The 19,489-nt window shown below is 59.4% G+C and carries 17 protein-coding genes; 8 read left to right on the top strand and 9 right to left on the bottom strand.

The genetic code is table 11. From position 1 onward, the window contains the following. Positions 1-38: 38 nt before the first annotated feature. From AC1DXO_RS02635 to AC1DXO_RS02660, 6 genes are all read left to right on the top strand, one after another. Positions 39-1,517, top strand: coding sequence for a sensor histidine kinase (locus AC1DXO_RS02635; RefSeq protein ID WP_476976530.1), 1,479 nt, complete (start codon positions 39-41; stop codon positions 1,515-1,517). A 418-nt stretch (positions 1,518-1,935) separates the two neighbouring features. Further along, the gene (locus AC1DXO_RS02640) at positions 1,936-4,881 is read left to right on the top strand and encodes a bifunctional [glutamine synthetase] adenylyltransferase/[glutamine synthetase]-adenylyl-L-tyrosine phosphorylase (RefSeq protein ID WP_476976531.1); all 2,946 of its coding nucleotides are present in this window, start codon (positions 1,936-1,938) and stop codon (positions 4,879-4,881) included. Between the two features lie 228 nt (positions 4,882-5,109). Further along, positions 5,110-5,742, top strand: a complete 633-nt coding sequence (locus AC1DXO_RS02645) for an RNA polymerase sigma factor (RefSeq protein ID WP_476976732.1) — start codon at positions 5,110-5,112, stop codon at positions 5,740-5,742. Between the two features lie 3 nt (positions 5,743-5,745). Further along, entirely contained in the window at positions 5,746-6,177 is a 432-nt protein-coding gene (locus tag AC1DXO_RS02650; RefSeq protein ID WP_476976532.1) for a hypothetical protein, read from the top strand. A 1-nt stretch (position 6,178) separates the two neighbouring features. Continuing rightward, entirely contained in the window at positions 6,179-6,715 is a 537-nt protein-coding gene (locus AC1DXO_RS02655; RefSeq protein ID WP_476976533.1) for a periplasmic heavy metal sensor, read from the top strand. 191 nt (positions 6,716-6,906) lie between these two features. Continuing rightward, positions 6,907-7,590: a hypothetical protein gene (locus AC1DXO_RS02660; RefSeq protein ID WP_476976534.1), complete on the top strand. Its 684-nt coding sequence runs from the start codon at positions 6,907-6,909 to the stop codon at positions 7,588-7,590. A gap of 94 nt (positions 7,591-7,684) precedes the next feature. On the opposite strand, the gene AC1DXO_RS02665 is transcribed toward AC1DXO_RS02660, so the two are convergent. The 5 genes from AC1DXO_RS02665 to AC1DXO_RS02685 form a co-directional block, all read right to left on the bottom strand. Then, complete coding sequence (locus tag AC1DXO_RS02665; protein ID WP_476976535.1) at positions 7,685-8,350, bottom strand: NYN domain-containing protein; 666 nt, start codon at positions 8,348-8,350, stop codon at positions 7,685-7,687. Between the two features lie 550 nt (positions 8,351-8,900). Next, positions 8,901-9,392, bottom strand: a complete 492-nt coding sequence (locus AC1DXO_RS02670; RefSeq protein WP_476976536.1) for a nuclear transport factor 2 family protein — start codon at positions 9,390-9,392, stop codon at positions 8,901-8,903. A 35-nt stretch (positions 9,393-9,427) separates the two neighbouring features. Next, positions 9,428-9,823, bottom strand: coding sequence for a nuclear transport factor 2 family protein (locus AC1DXO_RS02675; protein ID WP_476976537.1), 396 nt, complete (start codon positions 9,821-9,823; stop codon positions 9,428-9,430). 3 nt (positions 9,824-9,826) lie between these two features. Further along, a complete protein-coding gene (locus AC1DXO_RS02680) occupies positions 9,827-10,705 on the bottom strand; it encodes an MBL fold metallo-hydrolase (RefSeq protein WP_476976538.1) in 879 nt (292 codons plus the stop codon). Between the two features lie 46 nt (positions 10,706-10,751). Continuing rightward, positions 10,752-11,405 carry a DsbA family protein gene (locus AC1DXO_RS02685; protein WP_476976539.1) on the bottom strand — a complete coding sequence of 218 codons (654 nt, stop codon included), beginning with the start codon at positions 11,403-11,405 and terminating at the stop codon, positions 10,752-10,754. A 102-nt stretch (positions 11,406-11,507) separates the two neighbouring features. Here AC1DXO_RS02685 and AC1DXO_RS02690 point away from each other — a divergent pair, with 102 nt between their 5' ends. Together AC1DXO_RS02690 and AC1DXO_RS02695 are read left to right on the top strand one after the other, a co-directional pair. Then, a complete protein-coding gene (locus AC1DXO_RS02690) occupies positions 11,508-12,410 on the top strand; it encodes a LysR family transcriptional regulator (protein WP_476976540.1) in 903 nt (300 codons plus the stop codon). Between the two features lie 121 nt (positions 12,411-12,531). Beyond that, positions 12,532-13,971 carry a sugar porter family MFS transporter gene (locus tag AC1DXO_RS02695; RefSeq protein ID WP_476976541.1) on the top strand — a complete coding sequence of 480 codons (1,440 nt, stop codon included), beginning with the start codon at positions 12,532-12,534 and terminating at the stop codon, positions 13,969-13,971. A gap of 49 nt (positions 13,972-14,020) precedes the next feature. On the opposite strand, the gene AC1DXO_RS02700 is transcribed toward AC1DXO_RS02695, so the two are convergent. The 4 genes from AC1DXO_RS02700 to AC1DXO_RS02715 all read right to left on the bottom strand — a co-directional run bounded on the left by AC1DXO_RS02700 (position 14,021) and on the right by AC1DXO_RS02715 (position 19,431). Further along, positions 14,021-14,737, bottom strand: a complete 717-nt coding sequence (locus AC1DXO_RS02700) for a FadR/GntR family transcriptional regulator (RefSeq protein ID WP_476976542.1) — start codon at positions 14,735-14,737, stop codon at positions 14,021-14,023. Between the two features lie 61 nt (positions 14,738-14,798). After that, the gene (locus AC1DXO_RS02705; RefSeq protein ID WP_476976543.1) at positions 14,799-15,536 is read right to left on the bottom strand and encodes an SDR family NAD(P)-dependent oxidoreductase; all 738 of its coding nucleotides are present in this window, start codon (positions 15,534-15,536) and stop codon (positions 14,799-14,801) included. 161 nt (positions 15,537-15,697) lie between these two features. Continuing rightward, a complete protein-coding gene (locus AC1DXO_RS02710; RefSeq protein WP_476976544.1) occupies positions 15,698-18,517 on the bottom strand; it encodes a glycoside hydrolase family 2 TIM barrel-domain containing protein in 2,820 nt (939 codons plus the stop codon). 623 nt (positions 18,518-19,140) lie between these two features. Then, positions 19,141-19,431 carry a rhodanese-like domain-containing protein gene (locus AC1DXO_RS02715; RefSeq protein ID WP_476976545.1) on the bottom strand — a complete coding sequence of 97 codons (291 nt, stop codon included), beginning with the start codon at positions 19,429-19,431 and terminating at the stop codon, positions 19,141-19,143. Between the last annotated feature and the right edge of the window lie 58 nt (positions 19,432-19,489).

Genomic DNA, 19,489 nt, shown 5'->3' on the forward strand with positions numbered 1-19,489 from the left:
TCCCCCTTATCCCTCGGCTGCGGCAGAAGGTCAGCAAATTGGGCCGGCTCGACCTGCTCAGCCTCAACGTCTTCAAGCCCAACTTTTTCCGCCAGACGCCGTTCCGCCTGACCCTGGTCTTTCTGAGCGTCTATGTCTTCGTGGCGGCGCTGGTCTTTGGCTATATCTATCTCGCCACCTCGACCGAATCCCGGGCGTGGGGGAATGTGGCCATCGACGCGCGGCTGAAGGTCTTTAAGGCGGTCGACGCTGCGGAGGGCCATGCCGCGGTGGTGGCCAAGATACTCAATGACGATGCGGTCGAATGGGTGTTCGCCAAGGGTGCCTTCGATGGCTCCGGCCAGGTGCTGGCGCAGAACATGCGCGCGCGCATGGAAGGTCGTGACCTGCCCGACCACATGATCAATGCCGGGCTGAAGATGCTGAACGGCAAGGAAGCCGAGACTTCGGTCAATATCTTCAGTCCATCGCCCAGCGATCCGGCGAAATGCTGTCGCTACCAGGGACGGATCGTCAAGCTCGACGACAACTTCTTCGTCTATGTCGCCATGGATATGAGCTTCGCCGATCACGGTTTCCAGCAGGAGGTCAAGGCCGTGCTGGGCGGCGGGATACTGGTCATGATCCTCGGCCTGTTCGCCGGCACCCTGATCAACCAGGAGGTTTCGCGTTCGGTGCAGCGCGTGACCAATGTCCTGACCCAGGTCCAGGAAGGCGATCTGAAGGCGCGCATCGCTGTGCGCGATTCGGGCGACGAGTTCGATGCGCTCAGCCTGCGCATCAACCAGACCCTGGCGCGCATGGAAAAAACCATGGGCAATCTCAAATATGCCGGCGACGCCATCGCTCACGATCTCCGTTCCCCCCTGTCGCGGCTGCGCACCAAGCTTGAGGTATCGCTGCTCGAGGTCGAGCGGGATGAGACCCGGGGGCCGCAGATCGCCCAGGAGGCGCTGGCCAAGGCGCTGGACGAAACCGATCAGTTGCTGCGCACCTTCCAGACGGTGTTCGCCATATCACGACTTCAGGCGGCCGGCGGAGCGCCCGACCAGGTGCTGTTCGACGCCACCGCCCTGGCCGACGACATGGCCGAACTTTACGAACTGGTGGCTGACGAGAAAGGGCTGGAGTTCGACGCCGAGATCGAACGCGACGTCAAGGCGGTCGGCAACCGCGATTTCCTGGCCCAGGCCCTGGCCAATCTGCTCGACAATGCCGTCAAATATACGCCGGAGGGCGGGATCACCTTCCGCCTTCGCCGTACCTCGCAAAGGGAGATCGAGTTTTCGATCACCGATACGGGACCGGGCGTGCCGGAAAAGGACCGGACGCGGATATCGGAGCGCTTTGTCCGTCTGGAAAACAGCCGCACCCTGCCGGGCGTCGGGCTGGGCCTGTCGATGGTCGAGGCCGTGGCCGTGGCCCACAAGGGCCGCCTGATGATCGACGAAGGGCCCGGGATCTACAAGAATCAGGGGCCGGGCCTGCGCACGGCGCTGGTGCTCCCGCCGGTCTAGGCGTGAGGCAAAAGCGGTAAGACAAGATATAAACCGCAGATTTCGCAGATTTACGCAGATTTTTCACGGTGCATTCTGCCGCACGAGCGCGCGCCGATGTCTGGAAAGCCGCTTTGCGGCGGAATTTAAAATCGCCGCTAACGAAGACGATAGGGCTAAAAAAAATCTGCGCAAATCTGCGCATGGCGGTCAAACGCTATACGTTTGACTCGGCATACTGACGGTTTAAAATCTTGTCTCTTCGAGGGTGAGCGGCCAAGGGCAGCCTTTAAGCCGCGTAAATGGGACATTGCGCGGCACTTTGGCATTTTGTTACGCCCGCTTTTGCTTTACTCAGGCAAAAGGAGCGGTATTCAACCGATTCCGAATTTTTTCGTATGTTCCGGGGGGACCAAGGAGAGGCCACAGCACAAGCACCATGGCGGACGCGTTGTTTTCATCCCTGGTCGACCGGTTGCATCCCTGCGGTCCCGTGCTCAATGAGTCGAACGCCGGCTATGTCATGGAGCTGCTTGCCGAGGTGGCGCGCGCCGAAGGCTGGCTTGACACCCTGCGTATCGCCGAACCGGCCCTGATCCCCATCGTTTCGGCCTCGCCCTATCTGGCCGGCCTGATGCGGCGCGATCCGCAGCGCCTGCGCGAGACCCTGATCAGTGCCCCCGAGGCCAGGCTGAAAGCCATATTGCTGGCCACCGAGGCCGTCGAGCAGCAGGCCCTGACCGTCGAGGTCGCCGACATACCCGCCGCCAAAAAGATCCTGCGTCACCTCAAGGCCGACGTCCACCTGCTGACCGCCCTGGCCGACCTGGGCGATGTTTGGTCGCTCGACCAGGTCACAGCCGCCCTGACGCGCTTTGCCGATGCCGTGACCGCCGCCGCCCTGGCCGTGGTGGTGCGCGACGAAACCGACAAGGGCCGGATCGTGCCGTTTGTACGCGGCGAACGCGGCATCTTGCCCGGCCTGTTCGTGCTGGCCATGGGCAAGCACGGCGCCGGCGAGCTAAACTATTCGTCGGATATCGACATCACCTTCTTCTGCGACCTGGAACGCCTGCCGATCGCCGGCCAGGTCGACGCCCAGACCTTTGCCGACCGGGTGGCGCGCCAGGCGGCAACGGTGTTGTCGGAACGGACCGGCGACGGCTATGTCTTCCGCGTCGACCTGCGCCTGCGTCCCGATCCGTCCTCGACCCCGACCGTGGTCAGCGTGCCCTATGCGCTCAACTACTACGAATCGGTCGGCCAGAACTGGGAACGCGCCGCCTTTATCAAGGCCCGCCCGGTCGCCGGCGACATGGTCGAGGCGCGCCAGTTCATGCAGGACCTGTCGCCCTTCATCTGGCGGCGCAGTCTCGACTATCCCGCCATTGCCGACGTCCATTCGATCAAGCGCCAGATCCATGTCTACGGCGTCGAAGAGCGGCTGGAGGCGGCCGGCGCCAACCTGAAACTGGGCGCCGGCGGTATCCGTGAGATCGAGTTCTTCGCCCAGACGCAGCAACTGATCCTGGGCGGGCGCGATCCGTCCCTGCGCTCGAAGCGCACCCTCGACGCGCTGGATGCGCTGCGCCGCGCCGGACATCTGGCGCCGGCCGTCTCCAAGGAACTGAAACAGGCCTATATCCGTCTGCGCAACTGGGAACACCGGGTGCAGATGATCCATGACGAGCAGACGCACGAACTGCCCGAGGCCGATGAGGGCCGTCTGCCTGTGGCGGCGCTGGCCGGATTTTCCAACCTTTCGCGCTTCGACCTGGCCGTGTCGCGCACCCTGCGGCTGGTCAATGCCCACTATGGCGAGCTGTTCAGCGAGGCCGAGACCCTGTCCTCGTCCTTCGGCAGCCTGGTCTTTACCGGCATCGAAGACGATCCGGAAACGCTGAAAACCCTGACGCGGATGGGGTTCGACCACCCTGAGCAGGTCAGCGCGACCATCCGGTCGTGGCACCACGGACGCATCCCCGCGACACGTTCGGAGCGCGGCCGCGAACTGTTCACGCGCCTGGTACCACGCCTGCTGGAAGCCTTGAACGAGACGGGTACGCCGGGCATTGCCTTCACGCGTTTCGCCAAGTTTTTCGCCACCCTGAACGCCGGCGTCCAGATCCAGTCGCTGTTCCTGGCCAATCCGAAGCTGTTTCGGACCATTGTCGAGATCATGGGCTTTTCGCCGCGGCTGGCCCAGATGCTGGCGCGCCATCCGACCTCGTTCGACGCCATGCTGGACGCCGGCTTCTTCGACCCGCTGGGCGAGGAGGTCGACGCCATCGTCACGCGCGAGGTCGAACGCGTCCCTGGCGACCTGGAAGCTGTGATGAACGCCCTGCGCCGGGTCGGGCGCGAGCAGCAATTCCGTATAGGCATGCAGATTCTGAGCGGCCGTTTAAGCACCGAAGCGGCGGGCGCGGCCTATGCCCGCCTGGCCGACGCCTGTATCCATCATCTGGCGCCGTTGTGTATCGAGGATATACGCCGCCTGGCCGGCAATCTCGACGGTGAGGTGGCGATTCTGGCGCTCGGCAAGCTGGGCTCCCAGGAGATGACGGCGACCTCGGACCTCGACCTGATGGCGGTCTACCTGCCTGAAGACCCGAGCGCCGGATCGACGGTCAAGGGATGGGCGGCCGAGACCTGGTTCGCCCGCTTCACCCAGCGTATGATCTCGGCCCTGTCGGCGCCGACGCATGAGGGGCTGCTGTACGAGATCGATATGAAGCTGCGCCCGACCGGCGCCAAGGGACCGGTGGCGGTGTCGCTGGCGGCGTTCGAAAACTACTATACGCGCGATGCCGATACATGGGAGTTCCAGGCCCTGACGCGGGCGCGGGTGGTATGGGCTTCGTCGAGCGACTTTGCCGACCTGGCGCGGCTGAAGATCGAGACCATATTGCGCCGCTCGCGCTCATCCGGCGAGACGGCGCTGGACGTGCTCAATATGCGTGCCCTGATGGAGAGGGAACGTCCCGCCAAGGGGTTCTGGGATTTCAAGCTGATCCCCGGCGGCCAGGTCGACTGCGAATTCGCCGCCCAGTATCTGCAGTTGATCCATGCGGCGGATGGCGGTCCCTTGCGCGTCGGCACTCTGGCCGCCCTGTCGGCCATGCAGCGCGCCGGACTGGCGCCGGCGGCCGAGATCGAGGCGCTGAGCGTCGCGTGGCGGGTGCAGCAGTCCCTGGCCCAGGTCATGCGGGTGTCGTTGACCGAGCAGGAAGACCCGGGGCACGAGCCAGAAGCCTTCCAGCGAAAGCTGGCGCGGGCCGTGCACACGCGAAGGCTGGATACGCTGGAGAAAAAACTTCGCGATATCCGCAAGCGGGCGCGGATGGCTTTCGAAAAGATTGTGGCGCCGGTCGACACGCCTTGACAGCCTCGTCTTGCCTTTCCAAGAAAAAGTACACAGAGCGCTTCGCGAAGGACTTTTTCTTGAGAATCTAAAAGATTGTCGCGCCGGTCGACGGGCAGGGGTGAGCTGCTCCGTATAAGGAACGATATCAGAACATAGGCGCCGCATGGCGTCTGTGCTAAGGATGTGAAGCCCATGCAAGAGACCCTACGCATAAGCCTGGACGGGCGCGATCCGCAGGGTTTCGTCATGAGGGCGGAGACACGCGTGAACGACGACCCGGATGAGCAACTGCTGGAACGTATCGGACGCGGCGATTCCTCGGCCGTGTCCATCCTCGTCACGCGCAAGCTGCCGCGGCTGTTGTCGCTGGCACGGCGCATGCTGGGCGATCCGGTCGAGGCCGAGGACGTCGCCCAGGAAACCCTGGTGCGGACGTGGAAACAGGCGCGCGACTGGGTGCCGGGAAAGGCGCGGATCGATACTTGGATGCACCGCGTGGCGCTGAACCTGTGTTTCGACCGCTTGCGGCGGCGGCGTGACCAGGTGTCGACCGACGACGTCGAAATCGTCGATACGACACCCGGACCGGCAGCCCAGTTGGAACGCGTACAGAATGCAGCGGCGCTGCAGGCGGCGCTGAAGGCCCTGCCGGAACGTCAACGCGTTGCTATTACCTTGTGTTATTATCAGGAATTGTCGAATATTGACGCTGCGGCCCTGATGGATATCAGTGTCGAGGCGTTGGAAAGCCTGTTGTCGCGGGCGCGGCGCACCTTGCGGGCGCGGCTGAATCCGGCAATGGATGACGCAAGTAGCCTGGCGGGGGCGCCAAAACCGAAACCTGTAACGGCCAAAATGGACGGAAAGGACGGGAGGTAAGTGATGTATACGGATGACATGACGGCCCGGCGCTTCCGGGACATGATCGACGCCTATGGCGCCGACGCGGCGCGGTGGCCGGAGGATGAACGCGAGGCGGCCCTGGACTTTCTCAGCATCCACGCCGATGAGGCTGGGCCGTGGCTGGACGATGCGCGTGCGCTGGATGCATTGATGGATATGGATGCGGCCCAGGCGTCACTTGTGCCTGAGCGCCTGCATTTCGAGACCGTGGCGCGGATGATCGCGGCCAATGATGTCGGTGGTACCATGCCGGCGCGGCGCATGCCCGTGTTCTGGGCGGCCGGGCTGGGCCTGGTGGCCTGTCTGGCGGGGGCGCTGTTTGGCGTCAATGTCAGCCTGAAGGGCCTCGATGAGGTGCGCGCCGAAGCCGTTCTCGAACAGGCCCAGATGATCGACACGGAGAATGGGTAGGATGGCCTCGCGACCAAACTGGCTTCTGTGGGGGTCGGTCGTCCTCAATGTGTTTCTGATCGCGGCGATGGCGGGCGGAGCCTATGTCGTCCAGCACCATATGCGCGACGTCAAGCCGCCCATGCCGATCGCTGCGGCGTGGAAAGACGCCACCAAGGACATGACTCCGGAGTCGCGTGAGCGCATCACCGCCCTGATCAAGCAGGCGGCGCTGAGCGGCGAACCCGATATGAACAAGGCGCGCGACCTGCGAGCTGACGCGTCCAGGCTGGCGGCCAGCGACCCTTACGACGCCGCGAAGATCAGCGCCCTGTCGGACGAGGCGCGCGGCTATGAAGACCAGGCGCGGGCCAAGGTCGAGAATGCCCTGATCCAGGGCATGGTGGTATTGTCGCCGACCGAACGCAAGCTGGTGGCCAATCACCTGCTGCGCGCCAGCTTCCGCTTCCGCTTCTTCCTGATGAAGCCGGGCGACGGGCAGGACAGCGGAGCGGCGCATCACGATGGCCCGCCGGAACAGGGTGCAACCAAGCCGTAGCGACGTTCGTGCAGCATGCTTGGGTCTTTTCAATATAGAATTTTGTCGAATTCAGGCTTCTCGCAAATTCCTACTTGGGCTACGTTCGGCGCAACTTGACTATGTGTCTGCGGATAGTGCCGTCAGTTATCAAGCAAGGCTTGATCACTTTTCAATGAAATCGGAAATACCGATGAACAGGGGAGCCAACGATGACCAAAAATAGTGGAATGCTGCATCCGACGTGGGTGTGTGGGATTGTGTTAATTGGCTTACTGAATTCTCTCTCGGGGTGTTCCAAAAAGGAGAGTGTATCGGACAGAGCTGAAGACCCTGCCTATCGGGACCTTCAACAGCGCCTTGTCAGTATAAAATTAGATCGCCAATCTCCCGAATCGTTCCTTAAATCTGTGTGGGCCTATCAAGACGGAATGGCCAAATTAAATTGTTATCCGGACACCAGTGAAAGAAAACAAACAGCCGAAGATAAATTCGTTACCTCTTCGGATAAATATATAGATGATTCTTTTGTAGGTATTTCTAAGGAGGTCAGAGATTACTCGAATAGCGTAAAAACGCCTGATGAATGTTTAGTTTCCTTAAATCAGTACGATCGGCATATTGATGATATTGAGATGCAAGGCGAAACCAGAAGAGTTGTGACCGTGACTATACATAACGTGTCCCCCATCCCTCAAGGAGCCAGTGCAGATCAATACGATCAACAAGAACGCGCCAAGGGCTCAAAAATAAGATATGAGTTCGTAAAAACTGGCGACGAATGGAAAATCGAGCAGGTATCAAATTTCTACGATTTCGATAACAGTTGGCTGCCGCAATATTCAAAAAAGGATTTGCAACCACGTTACCCAAAGGACGCTTTCGGATTTTTCTGACCGGTGCCCCCCGTCACGTCCATTCGTGCGCCTGGCCAACACGTCGAATTTTCTGCTTGAAAGCGCCTCGGACCGAGACAGGCCGGGAAATGGTTTATAGCCAGCTCTGAGGGCAGGCAACTTGAGTGCCGTCCGACAATGTGACCGGATTTGGGAATTGCGATTTGGCCAAATGCCCTGGGCGTATGTGCAGGTAAAAGGAGGCGACGTTGATAAGGCTCTGCGTTGGGTATTTTACAGGAACCAAAACACCCACCCTCTTGCCTGCTTCTTGAATGGCGATGCGTACAGGCTCGACCAGGTCGGAATCGTTGGTGAGGATGACCGCCACGTCGAAGGCGTCCAAGAAAGCATCTCTAACCAGGTGAGAGGCAAGATTAACGTCGCTGCCCTTCTCTTCCGTCTTCATCACTTTCACTACGTCCGGGGCTGGGAGCGCCCATATATAACTGTTCGGCTTTGCGGCGAGTGGTTGGGCAAGCGCCATCCACGGTTCTGACGTCAGGAAGGATCCCTCATGCACGGCTATTTCCGGGACGGTCGCCAACGCTTTCAAATAGATGGCCTGTCGTGCCGGTGCGTCGGGATCGTTGGGGCGTGCAGATATCCGGGCGGTGTAATAGTTGACGCGGGTTACATTGTGGGCTGGGTTCAACACCTCCTCTGCAAGCGCCTTGGGATTCAGCCACTTCACGCCCGACTTGCCTTTCAGCATCCGGTAATAGAGATTGAAGCCGTCAATATAGATCGTTGTGCGCATATCCGCCGGTGATCCGCAAAAGCAAAGGCCGCAAGAGATTTCTCCCTTACGGCCTTTGAGCCCACAGCAAGCTGTGGGTGGGTGATAGCCAGAATGTAGGAATCATCACCGGCAAAGTCAAATGAATTGTGTCAAGCGATAACGCCGCATGAGACGCTTCGGGAAGCGTAACTATTAGTGGGGAGCAGCCGGGTGATCAGGTATATTGTAGCAATGACGTTTGGCGTTTTACTTGCTACAAACGCGGCATATGCGGCAGCCTTCGGGATAAAAAGCAGGCGCCAAACTCAGCGAATTGAAGGTCGTAAAGACAATTGACGTATGGGGACCAGTGAAAATCTATGAAGTTCGCGTCCCCAATCCCAATCAGGAATTTGAATCCTATTCTGTGTACATGACGTCGGAGACTGGCGTATACCGCTTCAACGGCCACGTCAGCGCCGCTTGACGTCGTCACATCGAGCAATCGAATCGTCGAGCCCGGAATAAAGCCGCAGGTGGTCACTGGCCCGACAATGGGTGGCAAAACCTCCCGATCTCGGATTGCAGATCAGTACATAGGCCGCTTGTTGACTGCGTCCGATGGCACGGCCTGGATAACGTCCCAGTGCTCGACGATCCGGTTGTTTTCGACCCGGAAAATGTCGACGATAACAGTCTCAGGCGCGTTGCCAACCTTCGGCTGGACCACCTGGAGCATGACCAGATCGCCCTCAGCGATCACACGCTTGAAATCGACCTTCTGCTTCGGCCAATGCGACACGCCGAGCGTGTCGAGCAGTTGCTTTACGGAATCACGGCCATCGGTCATCCCGGGGTTATGCTGGATGTAATTTTCTGCCCAATAGCGATCAAGCGCCGTCAGGTCATGGTCCCCGAAGAGTGCCTGATACGCCTTGACGACCAGCGCCTTGTTTCTTTGCGTAAGCTCGTACTGCTGTGCGACTGCTTTTGAGCTGGGTTTCGCGGCGTGCGCGGAAAGGCCGGGCGACATCGTCACCAGGACAATGGCAGCCAGGGTTGCGGTCTTGAGCATCGACATCAGGGTCTCCTGGGTTTGCGCGGATTGAGGGAAGGCTACGACGGCGACATCGCAGCGCGGACGGGAACAGTATCGACATACTGGGTCATGCGCGCGATCCTGCCGTCCTTGAGTTGGTAGAGGTGAGCGAACGACGCCTGCATCGACTTGCCCGTCGCTGCGTAAGTCCCCGAATAGACGCCGAATGCGGCAACTCGATCACCATCCTCGAGGTAGGTGTGCACCTGCGCGCGATACCCCGTCCATTCGCTGCCGAGCCGCCTGAAGACCCCGTCGACAATGGCCTGCGGGCCGACATAGGTCCCGGCATAAGGAAAGCCTTCCGCTTCGGTCCATTCGGCATCCGGGGCAAGAACGGCCAGAAGGTTGCGGCCATTCTCGTCGGATGTGCCTTCATAGGTGGCCCGGATGAGGTCGAGGTTCGTACCCACGCCTCAACCCCACTTTATTTCGCCGGTTGCGACCTTAGCGCCGATATCGAGGGCGACACCCATACCGAGATTGGGGAACCGCGCTTCCATGGCGGCTTTCAAAGCACTCGAGTCCCTGGCCCTGGCCAGTTCCTCTTCGAAAGCCGTCAGATAGGCTTTCGTGTGCGCGATTCCCGACAGGTCGGTTTTCGCATCGGGGGTCATGTGTCCGGGAACGACGACCGCAGGCTTGCGGGCCGCGATCCGGTCGAGTTGTGCCATCCATGCCGCGCGACTTTCCTTGGTTGGCGTGTCGGCGGTCCAGACATGGACACCGGAGAAAATCAGTACGCCGCCGAACACGGCCTTCAGCGATGGCGTCCACAGATAGCGGCGGTTGGCAAGGCCATCTGCCTCAACGATCTCGACCGCCTCGCCGTCGACGGTCAGAGTCTTGCCTTCAAATACTTCCGGCATAACGATGTCTGACAGGGTTTGGGGCCCGTTTTCCTTAAGCTGTGGCCCCCAGACTGCGAGCTTTTTTTCAACATTGCCCTTGATCGCCGCCAGGGTCTTTGGGGCGGCCAGGACCTTGGCATCTGGAAAGGCTTCCCTCAGCGGTTTGAGGCTGAAATAGTAGTCGGGGTCGGATTGACTGATATAGACCGCCGTCAGCCTTTTCCCGGAGGCCTTGATCGCATCGACCGCAGTGCGCCCGTCAGCATAGGTGAAGCCGCCGTCAATAAGCAGCGCCTCCTTTGGCCCGGTCAGTAGCACCGGCGCGCGAAAGAAGCCGTTTTCCCCTGCCGGCAGGTGTTGCCATGTCAGGGATGTTGATCCGGCGAGGCCGGCGTCGGCGCCGCTCAACATGGCAAGTGCGCCGGTGGCAAGGGTCGATGTCATGATGTGTCTCCGGGTGAGCATGGTCGAAATCCAGTTGGTTGTGTGGCTATGTGGTGCGGGCGAGCAGAAGACGCTCCAATATCGGAGCGGGGTCACCCATCAAGCTGTTGCTTTTTAGTACGTGCCGGCCGCCAGACGCCTCCACGACAAGCGCAGGTACGCCTTCAAGGCCGAGCGCCGCCATATCCCGCCGGGATTGCGCAATCGTCTCGCGATATGCCGACAACAGAGGTTCATCAGGCGAGCGGATAAGTTTTGCGGCGTCCGTCAGTGCCATCGCCGTCAGCACGTCGGAGAGGATATTCACATTACCATTATCCCGTCCATCGACGTACCGGGCCCTTTGGATCGCCTTCAGCGCCTCTATTGCCCGCTCCGGTTCGGTGAGTTGTACGGCGACAATGGCCAGCGTCGCGGGCGCAGAATCAAAAAGGCGGCTATGATTGCCAAGGACATCGCGACGATAGGCGTCGCTGAAGACCTGGCCCGAGAGACGGGCGATGCGTTGGTCGTTGGCCCAGGCGTAATCCGAGAATTGGGCGCTCATCGGCCGCGCGCCATGTCCTGCGAACAGGCCCGTGGGTGAAAGCGTGATGGCGATTCGGGGCTCGGCCGCCAGGCGATCGATCAGGGGGGATGCGCCATAGCACCAGCCACATAGCGGATCGAAGAGGTAGGTCAGACGAATGATTGCGGACATCTCGGTCTCCATGACCAAGATCATAGCTGAAGTTTATGATGCGAAAAATATGCACTAATTGAACAGAATGTGTGCAAATAGCTTACAATGCTTGGAGGGCCTATGAGCGAAGTCATCAATCTCAATCGATTGGCCTATTTCTCGGCCGTGGTGGAGGCTGGCTCCTTCACTCGGGCTGCCGAGCGCCTTGGCGTTACCAAGACCGTCGTAAGCCAGCAGGTTTCCCGCCTGGAGCAGGAAACCGGAACCAGCCTTTTGGTCCGCACCACCCGCAGGGTTGAAGCGACGGAAGCCGGCCGCATGCTCTATTCGCGCTGCGTTTTGATTTTCCGCGAGGCTGACGACGCTTTCAGTGAACTGGCGCAAGCCGGGGCCGAACCGCGCGGAACCCTGCGAATTACGGCGCCCAACGACTATGGCGCATCGGTCGTTTCCCCTGTCGCAGCCCATTTTACGGCGCGCTACCCGGATTGCCGCGTTGAACTCGTGTTATCCGACCAGAAGCTCGATCTGATCGAGCACCACATTGATCTTTCGGTGCGCGTCGGTTGGCTCGAGGACTCCAGCCTGCAGGCGAAGCGCATTGGGACTTTTCGTCAATACCTCGTGGCCATCCCTGATATTGGCGCCCGCGCGGCGGGCATTGAACCCGAAGCTCTGGCGACGTTTCCATTTGTCGCCAACACGGCTTTGCGTGAGCCGGGTCTCTGGCACTTTTCGCGTGGAGATCTGGAACGGCGAATTGTTCGCCTCCAGCCCCGGTTAAGCGTGAATACGTCACCGGCCGCGCGTTCGGCGACCCTGGCGGGCGCGGGCGTCAGCGTTTTGCCCGACTTCCATGTCGCGAACGATCTCGGATCTGGACGCCTGGTACGTCTCTTGCCCGATTGGGACCTGCCGTCCGGTGGGATATTTGCCGTCTATCCCGCTGTTCGCTTTCGCCAGCCAAAAGTGACGGCCTTTGTCGCCATGTTGATCGACGAAGCGCGCAGTTCAGTCACTTAATATGTAATATATATCTTGACGCTCCGCGCCTCTTGACCTTTAATCGGGCAGCACTCCGGACAGACCGTCTCACGATGAGAAGGCGTCGACATACTAGATCTAGCCTCACAAAGGGGAGGAAATGCACCTATCATCGGACACCCCGACGTCGTCGGAGCGCGTGGACGCGCGCTATCCCTTCAATGTCGCCTACATTTGGACGATTTCGATCGTCGCAGCGTTGGGGGGCTTGTTGTTTGGTTACGACTGGGTCGTCATCGGTGGCGCAAAGCCATTCTACGAACCCTATTTCGGCCTCACCTCTGAAGCGGATATCGGATGGGCGAATAGCTGCGCTTTGCTGGGCTGTCTCATAGGATCGATTTGCTCAGGCATTTTAAGCGATCGCATTGGACGCAAGAAGCTCCTGATAGTGGCGGCACTCCTGTTTGGCGTTTCGTCGGTCGCCACCGGCTGGTGCAATCACTTCCAGACATTTGTGCTTTGGCGGATTATTGGCGGCGTCGCCATTGGGATCGCCTCCAATGTCTCGCCGACCTATATTGCAGAGGTCGCACCCTCGAAATGGCGTGGCGGTCTGGTGACCCTCAACCAGCTTACGATCGTCGTGGGCATATTGGCGGCGCAGCTCGTCAACCTGAAGATTGCAGGCAATATCGGCGCGGACCTTTCAGCGGAGGCCATCCGGAATTCCTGGCAAGGGCAGTCGGGTTGGCGCTGGATGTTTACGGCCGTCGTGGTGCCGTCCCTCGTATTCTTTATCAGCGCATTGCTGGTGCCTGAAAGCCCGCGTTGGCTATTGAAAGCGGGAGCGCGCGTCAAGGCTGAAGACGTTCTTACCAGGATTGGCGGGGCAGACTATGCTCGCGATCAAATCGCGGACTTTGACGAGGGCCTGCAGCGCGTCGGGAGCCCACGGCAAAACTGGGGCGCTCTGTTGCAGCCGGGCATGCTTGGCCTGCTACTGATCGGCATCGGGCTTGCCGTACTTCAGCAGTGGAGCGGCACAAACGTCATTTTTAATTATGCCGAGGAAATATATCGGGGCGCCGGCTATGACCTCAGCGGGGTCATGTTCAATATCGTCATCACAGGCGCCATTAACCTCGCCTTCACCGTACTGGCGACCTTGACGGTGGACCGGCTCGGCCGTCGTAGTCTCATGGTGTGGGGGGCAGCGATAATCGCGGGCCTGCACGGCGTCCTGGGCGCCGCCTTCTATTTTGGCCTGACGGGCCCTTTCATTCTGTTTCTGACCCTGGCCGTAATAGCGGTGTATGCAACCACACTTGCCCCTGTGACCTGGGTGTTGCTCTCCGAGATATTTCCCAATCGCATTCGCGGTGTCGGGATATCTATTGCCGTTTCGGCTCTATGGATTGCCTGTTTTGGGGTGACCTATACGTTCCCGATTCTCAACAAGAGCGTGGGAGCGGCCGGCACCTTCTGGTGTTACGGCGTTTTCTGCCTTCTCGGCGCGCTCTTTGTTGCGTTCAAGGTTCCCGAGACGAGCGGGCAATCGCTGGAGGAAATCGAAAATCGACTGACCGCCACCAAATGACGGCTTCCAAGTCACGGCTTCCAAGCGACGGCTGGGGGACCGCAGAGACCTATTTTTTGTGGTCCTCGTCCTTTTGGACACGTTCCATAAGCTCCAGGGCGCCGCCAATGAGTTCGCGCATGCGGATCTCGGCCTCCTGGACCTTTCCGGCCAAAATCGCATCGGCGACGCGCTTGTGATCTTTTGCGCTGGCGAAACGCACGCCTTTCAACTCGTTTGTCTTGCGAATGCTGAAACGCAGGGCGGTCTCGATCATTTCACGGTGTTGCCGGTAGAACCGGTTGCCGCTCGCCTGCAGAACAGCGAGATGAAAGGCAATGTCCGCGGTCAGCGCGTCGTCCTCGCCCTTGTCGGCGGCAAACATGCGAATGATTGCATCATCGATCGCCGCTCGCTCGGGCCCGGACGCCCGCCTGGCAGCAAGGGCAGCCGCTCCGGGTTCGATGCTCAGACGGATTTCCGTAAACTCGATCAAAAGTTGCCAGGAGAATTTGCGCTCCAGCATCCAGCGCATAACGTCCGGATCGAGCAGATTCCATTGATCCTCTTCGTTGACGACGATCCCGCGACGACGGCGGGACGTCAGCAGTCCTTTCGAGGTCAACATTTTCACGGCTTCGCGTGTTACGGTCCGCGCCGCACCGAATTGTTCGCAAAGCTCAATCTCCTTTGGGAAGGCCTTTTCATCGAATTGACCCGTAACAATGGCCACGCCCAGGTCTCGGACAATGGCCTCTGTGACGTAGGATGAGCGAGTGGGAGGCATGCGACGTCTCTGGGATTCGGGCTTTTAGTAATGCAGAACCATTGAGGCGGCGCAATGGTGTTCAAAGCCTGGCCAGTCGCCCGCCGTCGACAAGCAGGCTCGCACCGGTAATGAATGCGGCCGCCGGGCTGGCGAGAAATACGACGGCATCCGCTATGTCTTCCGGCTTTCCAATGTCGTTCTCGTCGAGGACCTCTATTCCGGAACGGATATTGGGACTGGCCCTGAGCATGGGCGTATCGACAGCGCCTGGTAACACAGCGTTGGCGCGTATGCCTTTTGCCGCGCCCTCTATGGCGGCAGAGCGCGTCAGAGACTCCAAGGCAGCTTTTGCCGCAGCATAGGGTGCTACAAGCGCGGAGGTCTGCCGGGCGTGTACGCTCGAGACGTTGACGATAGCGCCGCCCGGCTTCATGTGCCTGAACCCTTCGCGCGTGAAAAGCGCGGCGCCGAGGAAATTGGTGTTCAGTATCGTCATCCAATCGCTGACGCTGAGGTTCTCTATCTCCTTGTAGATCATCATTCCAGCGACGTTGACAATGACGTCAATCGCGCCGAACCCAGACAGCGCCATGTCACACACCTGTAAAATGTCGTCTTCCCTGGACACATCGCAGGGGATTGCAATGGCGCCCTGCGCACCTGCCGCGATCAGTGCGCCAATGACATCAACTGAACCTTCCGACGTCAGATCCGCCAGAACGAGCGTAGCCCCCTCGCGGGCAAAGCGCATTGCGCAAGCTTTGCCGATCGCACCCAGGCCGCCGGTGACGACAACGACCTTACCGTTGAATTGCATTTACCACTCCCGTACCGATCCATCACAGCCACGCCACGCCGGCCTAGCCCCTGTCCTCGTCAATGTCTACGCCTGGAGCGGGCGAAAGAACCGCCCCGATCATCCCGTTATTTACTGAAAATATCTCGGGATTTTTGAGATAGCTCAACAGATCCTGATCCTCAAATTGTGAGGGCGCGCAGAGACGCCGCGTCGATCGTGATTTTGGGTGAGAATGTACTGGATGCGCCATATTCCATAAGGCTTGCGCGCATCTGCCGCGACACGGGATCGTTCGCGTCCAGGTTCGTGAGATCGAAGCCGCAGACGATAAGTTTGCCCTTGCCGCACTGAAACTCGGCGATCAGGGCGAGGCTTCTGGCGGTAAACCAGTCATCGATAACGCGGACAATGGCGTCAGATCCCTGGGGCATCAGATCCATACGCAAAGGGGCGGCACGGTGCGCCAGGTACCACCACTGCCAGTTTGTATAGGCCTCTGTCGGGAAGTCGTTCAGGGCGGGATGTTTCGGATCGCAGCATATTCCGAGCGTTGTCGGCGCCTGCCGGTTGGTCCAGCTTGTGTTCCAGAAAATGCTCGAGAACCCGAACTTGACCGGTTTGTCGTCATAGTTTCTGATCGCCGATTTCGGGAGGGATAGAATGACCGTCCTGCCCTCGCCGGTGAGCCTTATTGCGTCGTCCACTGAATTGACCACCTGTACCTCGGCTTCTTGCAGTTTGAGCTCCGCAGGATAGACCCAGACGTCCCAATCATTTTCACAGGGGCCGGTCATGGCATCAGCCTGGATCCCGACGACAAGTTTACAGGCAGACGCCTTAGTGATGGCGCTGAGGTCAAGGTCAATCCGACCCAGAGCCTGCCCGCCGGCGATTGCGATATCGACCGGATCGAACCTGCCCTGAGCCTGGACGCTTCCACCGACTTCCAGTCGCCAATAGGCCTGGGCAAGTCCACAGGGCCAGGGGCCGAAGTGCGAAACTTCCGCCTGTGCGGTCAGGCGCTCGGAAGAGGTTAATACACGCTTTTCGAGGCGGACCAGTGGGACGGTTGCGTTGCAGAAACGGCTGTAGTCTTCGGCAGTGACATAGCCCTTTTCCCGCCAGAACGGATTGAGGACGCCGACAAGCGCGGTGCCCTGGCCCGGAAAATCGTGAAGGTCGAGCAGTTGGAAACCCGCCATGTTTTGCGTTCGCAGCGACGCTTCGATTTCCTCTTTATAGAGTAAGGTCTGAAGCTTCCCAGACGCAATAAGGAAGGTCGAGGCAAGGTGGCTCAGTCCGCTTTGTTGCAGCCGGTCGTGAAAGATCTCGAAATTTTTCGGCTTGAGATAGCCCGTATACTGATCGACCTCGTTAAAGTCGGGATAGACACACCATTCGCCGATCTCATGGCTCATCACCGGGACTGTTCGATGCGATATGAAGGCCGAATAGTCCGTGACGGTTTCTGGTGGCTGAGCATTGACCCGCGAATTGAGTTGTTCGCCCCAGCGCTGGATGCGCGGCTCAGGTACGAGATGGAAATCATTTTCCGGCAATTCGGGCCAGCCTGCGCCACCGCTCCACAGGCGTCGTGGATCGACCTTTTTGTAATGCGTGACATATGCGCTGAGATAGGGATTGCGATCCTTCGGTCCGCTGGGCTCGTTGCCATAAAGCATGAAAACAAAAGACGGATGGTTGCCATAGGCCCTGAGAATACGGTCTGTTTCGTCCTTTACCCATTGATCGACGGGCTTACCGTCGCCGAGGGTCGTCGAGTGATTTGCCCAGCATGTCTCGACCTGGCAATAGAAGCCGGCTTCATCAGCTGCCTCAAATGCAGCCTTTGGCGGACAATAGGAGTGAAAGCGCATCATATTCAGGCCGAAAGACCTGGCGATTCTGAATATCCGGGCCCAGGCGGCTTTTTCAGTGGGCGGATGGCCTGTCTCCGGGAAAATGCAACACTCAAGCGTCCCGCGGATAAGGGTCGGTCGCGCGTTGATGGTGATGTGGGTATGGGTGGTCCCGAGGTCTCTAAACCCAAATCGGGCGGTGATTGGATCGGACGCGCCTAGTCTCGCGGATAGTGAGTGCAGGGCCGGCGAGAACTCGTCCCATAGTTTGGCGTTATCAGGGAATTTGACGACAGCCTCGAAGTGGCCGCCGCCAGATATCCAATTGACCGGCACCAGCTTCTTTTCCTTGCCGTAGGACAAGGTAATCTCCGCGTGTCCGGGCTTGCCGCTAAGGGACTTTATGTCACCCTTTACACGCACCGAACGGGCCTTTGCGTCCGGATACAGTTGCAGGTCATCGATCCAGACAGGCGCTGTCGCCTTCAGCGTTATGTCGCCGACTATGCCGTTCCAATTGCCCTGGGTATGGTCGCTTATCGCGTGGGAATTCGTGCCGATGTTGTAAATGAGGCTGTTATCGACGCGAATAGAGAGTAGGTGCTTCCCGGGCTTAAGCAGGCCGAGATCGTATTCATGAGGAGTCGAAAGGCTGTCGCATCGGCCGAAAGCCTTGCCGTCTAACCAGACCTGGGTTTCCCAGTGCGCGCGCTCCAGCGACAAGGCAATACGCCTGGCTTCCCAGGATCGGGGAATGGAAATCTCGCGCTGGTACCACGCCGCGCCCGAGTAATAGGTTTCCGGCTGAAGAAAGAACGGTATTTTGACATTGGCAGCGTCACGATAGGGCGCGTAGTCGTCCGTCAGGTAATAATCCCGGTTCTCAAGGGTGCCAGTCCACGGCGTGTCGACCGTGATAGGATTCCCAATACCCAGCGCCGGCAGGGAATTGGGAAGGGGACTGGCCGCGCCTGACGGTTGCGACTGCCATCCTTCTGTTATGCCAATATTGCCGGGATCGAGTCGAACGGACCATACACCATCGATTGGCATAGTCCCCGTCATAGCCTTAGCCAACGCCGCCTGGCTCAAGCCAGCCGTGGTCAGCGCGGCACCGGCGCCGATCGATTTCAAGATCATGCGACGGTCCATAGACGAAGTGGTTGGCATTGCCGGCTCCCTATTTATGTATTACATATTAGACAATGACATTGGCGATGTTTCAAGTGGATTCGTGTCCCGACGCTAAACGAAGTGGCTGCCGTCGTTGTCTCGGTGATCGGGAGATGGTCGAAATTCGGCGATCCAGCAATTCGCGAAACCCCCCTGGGCATGCCTGCCGCAAGCGCTATCACGGTAGGGGCCAGTGTGTTGGCACGCGGGTGCCTCCCGGCTGAGACATCTCGAACCGAGGCAGAGCGACAAGCGATCAAAGGGGAGCGCATCCCGCGCGGCGCCAGGGCGTTTTGGGCCTGAGCGCAAAAAAAGACTGGGCACGCTGTAGAACAGGGCCGTCCGGATGTGTTGCAACGCCGGCAGGCCTGGTTTGAGACCTATGCCGGACAGGTATGTTGAACAATGGCCGGCCGGTCCACTACGTATTGAATTATTCAGCCACTCCGGCGTCACACACAAATGGCTATGTGGCTGCCAGGGGCGGAGCAGTACTGACGCTTCGCCGTGGTGTCGCCGACTCCGCCCTGGGGCAAATCGACGAGATCAAGATTTCGGCAAATCCCGAAGGATAGTTGCAGGCTTGGTCTTCATCCAGCATGGACATCGACGGGATGGCCGCCTTCGACCCACGCCTCGTATCCTCCGGTCGAGGGGCGGATTCGCGTGAAGCCGAATGTCTTCAGATGTCTTGCCGCAGCCGCGGCCGACACCTCATTGGGGCAGGAACAATAGACGATAATTTCGATGTCCCGAGACAGGTGCGCCAGTGCCGTCTCGGCCTCGGCCGGACTGGCATAGAGTGCACCCGGAATGATGCCCTGCACCCTCAATGTCATTGGACGCACATCGACCAGGATCGGCCGCTCACTGTTGCGCATTAGAGCGTGCTCTTTTTTGACGGAATCGGGATTCCCAAATCAGTCGTGTCGTGATTCA

Source organism: Asticcacaulis sp. P2_C5 (genome assembly GCF_056404555.1).